Genomic DNA, 6,579 nt, shown 5'->3' with positions numbered 1-6,579 from the left:
GGCGGACGGCACGACCACGCGAGGTCAGCCGGGCGGGTGCGTGGCCACGGGAGAGCGCCCCGCCGACCGCATGACCACGCGCGGTCGCCCCGACCGCCCGCCAGCCGAGCGACCGCAGCGGCCGCGCACCCCCGGCAACGGGCAGCGCGATCCTCGCTGGCTAGGGGCGCCCGGGGGTCGGGAACCGCAGGTGGGGAGCCATTCCGCACGGACGCCGGGCGGCCACCGGGGCGGCCGGGGAAGGGCGTGTTTATCGTCAGGCAGACGACTATGATCGCGGCATGCCCTACGACCCGTCAGCCTTTCCGCCTTTCGCCGTGACCGTGGACCTGGTCGTGCTGACCGTGCGCCGCCATGCCCTGTGCGCGATGGCGGTCCGCCGGGGCGAGCCGCCGTTCCAGGGGTACTGGGCGCTCCCCGGGGGCTTTGTGCGGGCGGACGAGGATCTGGCCCAGGCCGCCGCGCGTGAGCTGGCCGAGGAGACGGGCCTGTGCGTCCACGACCCTTCGGTCCCCGGCCAGGACAACGGCGCGCACCTGGAGCAGCTCGCGACCTACGGCGATCCCGGGCGGGACCCCAGGATGCGCGTGGTGAGCGTCGCTCATCTCGCCCTCGCCCCCGACCTGCCGGCCCCGCGCGCGGGCGGCGACGCCAGCAACGCCCGCTGGGCGCCCGTCGAGGAGTTGCTCCAGCAGGGCGGTCACGGCCGTGACGGCGAGCCCGCGGCGCCGCTCGCCTTCGACCACGCTCAGATCCTCGCGGACGGGGTGGAACGCGCTCGCTCCAAGATCGAGTACTCGTCGCTGGCGACGGCGTTCTGCCCGCCCGAGTTCACCGTCGGCGAGCTGCGCCGGGTCTACGAGGCGGTCTGGGGAGTGGCGCTCGACCCGCGCAACTTCCACCGCAAGGTGACCGGCACCCCGGGCTTCCTGGTGCCCACGGGCGGCACGACCACGCGGCAGGGCGGCCGCCCGGCACAGCTCTTCCGCGCCGGCGGGGCCACGCTGCTCAATCCGCCGATGCTGCGGCCGGAGGTGTAGCGCCGGACCGCCGCGGCGATCTCCGCCCGGAGGCCAACCTCCGAGAACACCTTGCGGAGCAAGGCGTCACGTACCCCAAAAACGGACATAACGCGCTATCTTGCTACGGGTGATCCAGGCCTTCGGACTGACCAGCGAATCCCGCAAGGACCTTCCGCCCACGGTCGACGACGTCTCCTTCGAAGCACCAGCGGGCCGCGTCACCGCGCTGCTCGGAGATCCGGGTGCCGGCAAGACGACGACCCTCAGGCTGATGCTCGAACTCCAACAGGGCCGCGGCATCACCTACTTCAGAGGCCGACCCCTGCGCCGCATCGCCCACCCCTCGCGCGAAGTCGGCGTCCTGCTGGGCGACGTGCCGGGGCACCCCGGCCGGACCGTCCGCGGTCATCTGCGCATGCTGTGCGCCGCCGCCGGGGTCTCCGTCCGCCGGGCCGACGAGGTCCTGGAGGTGGTCGGCCTCGTCAGCCTCCGCGACGAACCCCTCGGCACGCTCTCCCGCGGCATGGACCGCCGCCTCGGCCTCGCCTGCGTCCTGTTGTCGGACCCGCCCACCATCGTCCTCGACGAGCCCGCCGACGGCCTCTCGTCCCGGGAGAGCAGCTGGCTGTACGGCATGCTGCGCGCCCACGCGGCCCAGGGCGGCACCGTCCTGGTCACCACGCCCGACCCCAAGGAGGCCGCGCGCACCGCCGACCGCGTCGTCACCCTGGAACGCGGCCGGCTCGTCGCCGACCAGGAGGCCGCGGAGTTCGCCCGCACCAGGCTGCGGCCGCGCGTTGCCGTGCACAGCCCGCACGCCGCCCGTCTCGCGGCCCTGCTCACCAAGGAGGCCCGCACCGCGCACCGCTCCGTCGAGGTCGTACAGGAGAGCGGCAACCGCCTCTCCGTGTACGGCATTACCTGTGCCGAGGTCGGCGAGACCGCGTTCCGCCACGGTGTCCTCGTACTCAAACTCGCCGACGAGGTGGGGGACATGGGACCGGGTGCGGGGGCCACACCGTCGCAGGAGCCGCAGCCGGGCCACGAACGGCAGCCCGCGGCGGACGCGTCGGGCCCGAACGTGCCCCGGACGCGCACCGCCCTCGCGCGTCGGCCCGACACCGAGCCGCGCGACGTCACCGCGCTCCCCTCGGGCACGCCCGACGAAAAGACGGCCACCAGAACGACCGCGGGCACGGCGACTGCGGACAAGGCGACCGCGGACAACGTGCCCGCGGGCACGGCGACCGCAGGCAAGAGCACCACCAGCCAGGCAGCCACGAACACCACCAGCCAGGCGGCCACCAACAAGGCAGCCGCCAACGAGGCGGCCCCCGGCCAGGCGACCATGAACAAGGCCGCCACCGGCACAGTGACTGTCGACAAGTCGACCACCCGCCCCTCAATCACCCGCACGTCGACCACAGAACACCGCCCACCGGCCAAGGACACCCCCACGACAACGCCCGACACGCTGGCCAAGCAACCCCGCAACCTCACCAGCGGCACGGCGATCCCCCGCAAGCCGGCCACCCCCACCGGCACCACCATCCGCGCCAACCTCACGCACCCCTCGGAAGCTCTGCCCTCGCTCCCGCCCCCCATCACCGTCCGCCCCGCCCGCAGCCCTCTCCGCCCCCTCCGCTACGAACTCCGCCGCGCCGTCGGCATCAGCACCGGATTCGTCACCGGCGCCACCGTGCTCGTCGCGTCCGCGCTCACCGCGGTCGTCCTCGCGCGGATCGGGCACACCCCGCCGGCCCGCCTGCTCGCCGCGTGGCCGCACCAGCTGCCGCTGCCACCCGCCGCGCTCGGCGCCGGGCTGCTGGGGGCGCTGGCCTTCGGGGACGAGTTCCGCCACCCCGCGCTGGCGGCCGACCGCGGCACCGTGCCCCGCCGGCTGGGCCTGCTCACGGCCAAGCTGCTGGTCTCGGCGGGCACCGCCCTCGCCCTCGCCGTCCTCACCGTGGGCTGCGACGCGGAAGCGCTCTACCTCGTCTACGGACGGGAAGTCGCGCTGGTTCCCAACGACTGGCTCTCGCTGAGCGCAAGTTGGCTCGGCCTCGTGGTCGGCTGCGCCTGGGCCGGCGTGCTGGCCGCCGGCGTCTTCCGGTCCACCATGGCCGGACTCGCCGCCGTGCTCGCCGTACCGGTTCTCGTCGTCCCGCTCGTACAGAAGGTCGTCGAGGGATCATCTGTGCGAGCCGCGGCGGGGCTGCCGGTGCGGATGCGGCAGCTGCTCCTGCTGCAGTGGCCCTTCGGCGGAGAGCGCTATCTGGAGGCCGCGGCGCGGATCGTCGCCCAACCCGTCGGCAGCGCGCTCACGTTGTCGCTGGCCGCGCTGCTCTGCGCGTATCTGTGCAGCACGTTGCGGAGCAGGGTCAGATGACCGGTTTCTGACCGCTCTCTACACCCTTCTGTTCTGGCACTGCGCACAACTCCCACGGGAGAGCCCATTTCTTTCCGATAAGGCGTCAATTGCGACGGGGTGAGCGATCACCCTTTCGTGTGCTTTTCACCAAAGACCTCAAGGGAGTTGGAGACAGCGCCGACAAAGGATCCGTGAGTACCCTTGCGCACACCATGATGACCTCCGCCCGCTCCGCCGACTCCGGTCTCGTCGGCCCGGGCGAACTCGACCGCTACCCCTACGCCGAGGCCCCCGGCCCCGACCGCGTGGGCGTCCCCGCCTGGGAGGGCGCGGACCCCGAGCTGGGCCGTGTGGGCCGACGCGCCACGGGCAGCCGCGGCCGCGGACTGCACGGCCAACTCGTGCAGCAGCTGGGACAGATGATCGTCTCGGGCGACCTGGGGGCCGACCGCCCCCTGGTGCCCGAGGAGATCGGCCAGCGCTTCGAGGTCTCCCGCACCGTCGTCCGCGAGTCGCTCCGCGTCCTGGAGGCCAAGGGCCTGGTCAGCGCCCGCCCGAACGTCGGCACACGCGTGCGCCCCGTCAGCGACTGGAACCTGCTCGACCCGGACATCATCGAGTGGCGGGCCTTCGGGCCGCAGCGCGACGACCAGCGCCGGGAGCTGAGCGAGCTGCGCTGGACCATCGAACCGCTCGCCGCCCGGCTGGCCGCCGGGCACGGGCGCGAGGACGTCCAGCAGCGGCTGTCCGACATGGTCGAGATCATGGGCCACGCCATGGGACAGGGCGACGCCATCACCTTCTCCCGCGCCGACGCCGAGTTCCACTCGCTGCTCATCCAGGTCGCGGGCAACCGCATGCTGGAGCACCTCTCCGGCATCGTCTCGGCCGCCCTCCAGGTCTCCGGCGGCCCGGTCACCGGCTGTGACCGGCCGCACGAGTCCACGCTGGCGCACCACGTCAGGATCGTCGACGCCCTGGCGACCGGCGACGGCGGAGCCGCCGAGGCCGCCATGCGGCAGCTGCTCACCGTCCACCCCGAAGTGGAACGCGTGGTACCGGCACCGCGCGAGCACTGATCGCCCACACCGGTCGCACCGGGACCGTGTCGTGGTCGTGCCGCGGCCGGGAGGCGTCCGGGATGTCCCTGCCCCGGCACCGCTCGGCCGGCCGTTCGTCCATTGTTCGGGCCGCGCAGGTTCCCTGACGATCTGCGGGGCCCGACGGTGCGGCGGACCCGCACGATGTTCGCGGCGGCCCGGTAGGGGAGCCGAATATGGCACTGTGTGTCCGTGTCTGAATTGTTTTGTGCGCTTACGAGGTGTGACCCGGGCCACGCAGATTGGGCGTAACGCTCCTGGAAGCAACGCGATGACCTAAGAGGTGACAGCCGAGAAGGGAACACGGACGCCATGTCCGGCGTTGTGCTTCTTCCCGGCCCCCGCCCGCGCCGTCGGCCCATCCCCAAGCCGGCGGTCGGCTCCTGTCCGCCGTGGACGGGGCCGGAAGTCGTTTTCCAACGTTCCGAGAGGTTGTTCGTGTCGGCCAGCACATCCCGTACGCTCCCGCCGGAGATCGCCGAGTCCGTCTCTGTCATGGCGCTCATTGAGCGGGGAAAGGCTGAGGGGCAGATCGCCGGCGACGACGTGCGTCGGGCCTTCGAAGCTGACCAGATCCCGGCCACTCAGTGGAAGAACGTACTGCGCAGCCTCAACCAGATCCTCGAGGAAGAGGGTGTGACGCTGATGGTCAGTGCCGCAGAACCCAAGCGCACCCGCAAGAGCGTCGCAGCGAAGAGTCCGGCCAAGCGCACCGCCACCAAGACGGTCGCGGCGAAGACGGTAACCGCCCGCAAGGCCTCCCCCGCCACGGCCGCCCCGGCCGCGCCCGCCGTCGACGATCCGGCCGAGGACGCCGCACCCGCGAAGAAGGCCGCTGCCAAGAAGACGGCCGCCAAGAAGGCGACCGCGAAGAAGACCGTCGCGACCAAGAAGACGGTCGCGGCGAAGAAGACCACCGCCGCCAAGAAGGACGACGTCGAGCTGCTCGACGAGGAGGTGCTGGAGGAGCCCAAGGGCGCAACCGAGGAGCCCGAGGGTGCCGAGAGCGCCGGTTTCGTCCTGTCCGACGAGGACGAGGACGATGCCCCCGCGCAGCAGGTCGCCGCGGCCGGCGCCACCGCCGACCCGGTCAAGGACTACCTGAAGCAGATCGGCAAGGTCCCCCTGCTCAACGCCGAGCAGGAGGTGGAGCTGGCCAAGCGCATCGAGGCGGGTCTGTTCGCCGAGGACAAGCTGGCCAACTCCGACAAGCTGGCGCCCAAGCTCAAGCGCGAGCTGGAGATCATCGCCGAGGACGGCCGCCGCGCCAAGAACCACCTGCTGGAGGCCAACCTCCGTCTGGTGGTCTCGCTGGCCAAGCGCTACACCGGCCGCGGCATGCTCTTCCTGGATCTGATCCAGGAGGGCAACCTGGGTCTGATCCGCGCGGTCGAGAAGTTCGACTACACCAAGGGCTACAAGTTCTCCACGTACGCCACCTGGTGGATCCGCCAGGCGATCACCCGCGCCATGGCCGACCAGGCCCGCACCATCCGTATCCCGGTGCACATGGTCGAGGTCATCAACAAGCTCGCGCGCGTGCAGCGTCAGATGCTCCAGGACCTGGGCCGCGAGCCCACCCCGGAGGAGCTGGCCAAGGAGCTCGACATGACCCCGGAGAAGGTCATCGAGGTCCAGAAGTACGGCCGCGAGCCCATCTCCCTGCACACCCCGCTGGGTGAGGACGGCGACAGCGAGTTCGGTGACCTCATCGAGGACTCCGAGGCCGTCGTCCCGGCCGACGCGGTCAGCTTCACGCTCCTGCAGGAGCAGCTGCACTCGGTGCTCGACACCCTGTCCGAGCGCGAGGCGGGCGTCGTCTCCATGCGCTTCGGTCTCACCGACGGTCAGCCGAAGACCCTCGACGAGATCGGCAAGGTGTACGGCGTCACGCGCGAGCGCATCCGCCAGATCGAGTCCAAGACCATGTCGAAGCTGCGCCACCCGTCCCGTTCGCAGGTGCTGCGCGACTACCTCGACTAGGTCGTCCGCACCGCCACGAAGGCCCGGTCACCCCAAAGGGGTGCCGGGCCTTCCCGCGTGGCGCGTCATTCCGGGCCGGGGGCGGGCGGCGGGCGCCCGCTGG

Annotated in this window: 4 protein-coding genes; all 4 read left to right on the top strand. The window is 71.8% G+C overall.

The window, feature by feature from the left end; translation table 11 throughout:
• Positions 1–281 precede the first annotated feature (281 nt).
• The 4 genes from ACFF45_RS06985 (at position 282) to ACFF45_RS06970 (ending at position 6,476) form a co-directional block, all read left to right on the top strand.
• Positions 282–1,040, top strand: a complete 759-nt coding sequence (locus ACFF45_RS06985) for an NUDIX hydrolase (RefSeq protein WP_381343342.1) — start codon at positions 282–284, stop codon at positions 1,038–1,040.
• A 109-nt stretch (positions 1,041–1,149) separates the two neighbouring features.
• A complete protein-coding gene (locus ACFF45_RS06980) occupies positions 1,150–3,411 on the top strand; it encodes an ATP-binding cassette domain-containing protein (protein ID WP_381343340.1) in 2,262 nt (753 codons plus the stop codon).
• Positions 3,412–3,584: 173 nt separating this feature from the next.
• Positions 3,585–4,472 carry a FadR/GntR family transcriptional regulator gene (locus ACFF45_RS06975; RefSeq protein WP_381343337.1) on the top strand — a complete coding sequence of 296 codons (888 nt, stop codon included), beginning with the start codon at positions 3,585–3,587 and terminating at the stop codon, positions 4,470–4,472.
• A gap of 459 nt (positions 4,473–4,931) precedes the next feature.
• The gene (locus ACFF45_RS06970) at positions 4,932–6,476 is read left to right on the top strand and encodes an RNA polymerase sigma factor (protein ID WP_381343335.1); all 1,545 of its coding nucleotides are present in this window, start codon (positions 4,932–4,934) and stop codon (positions 6,474–6,476) included.
• The last annotated feature ends 103 nt before the right edge of the window (positions 6,477–6,579 follow it).

It is taken from the genome of Streptomyces cinereospinus (assembly GCF_042430725.1).
GTDB classification, from domain to species: Bacteria; Actinomycetota; Actinomycetes; order Streptomycetales; family Streptomycetaceae; genus Streptomyces; species Streptomyces cinereospinus.
Note: the sequence above shows the minus strand (reverse complement) of the source record. Positions and strands in the feature narration are given on the sequence as shown.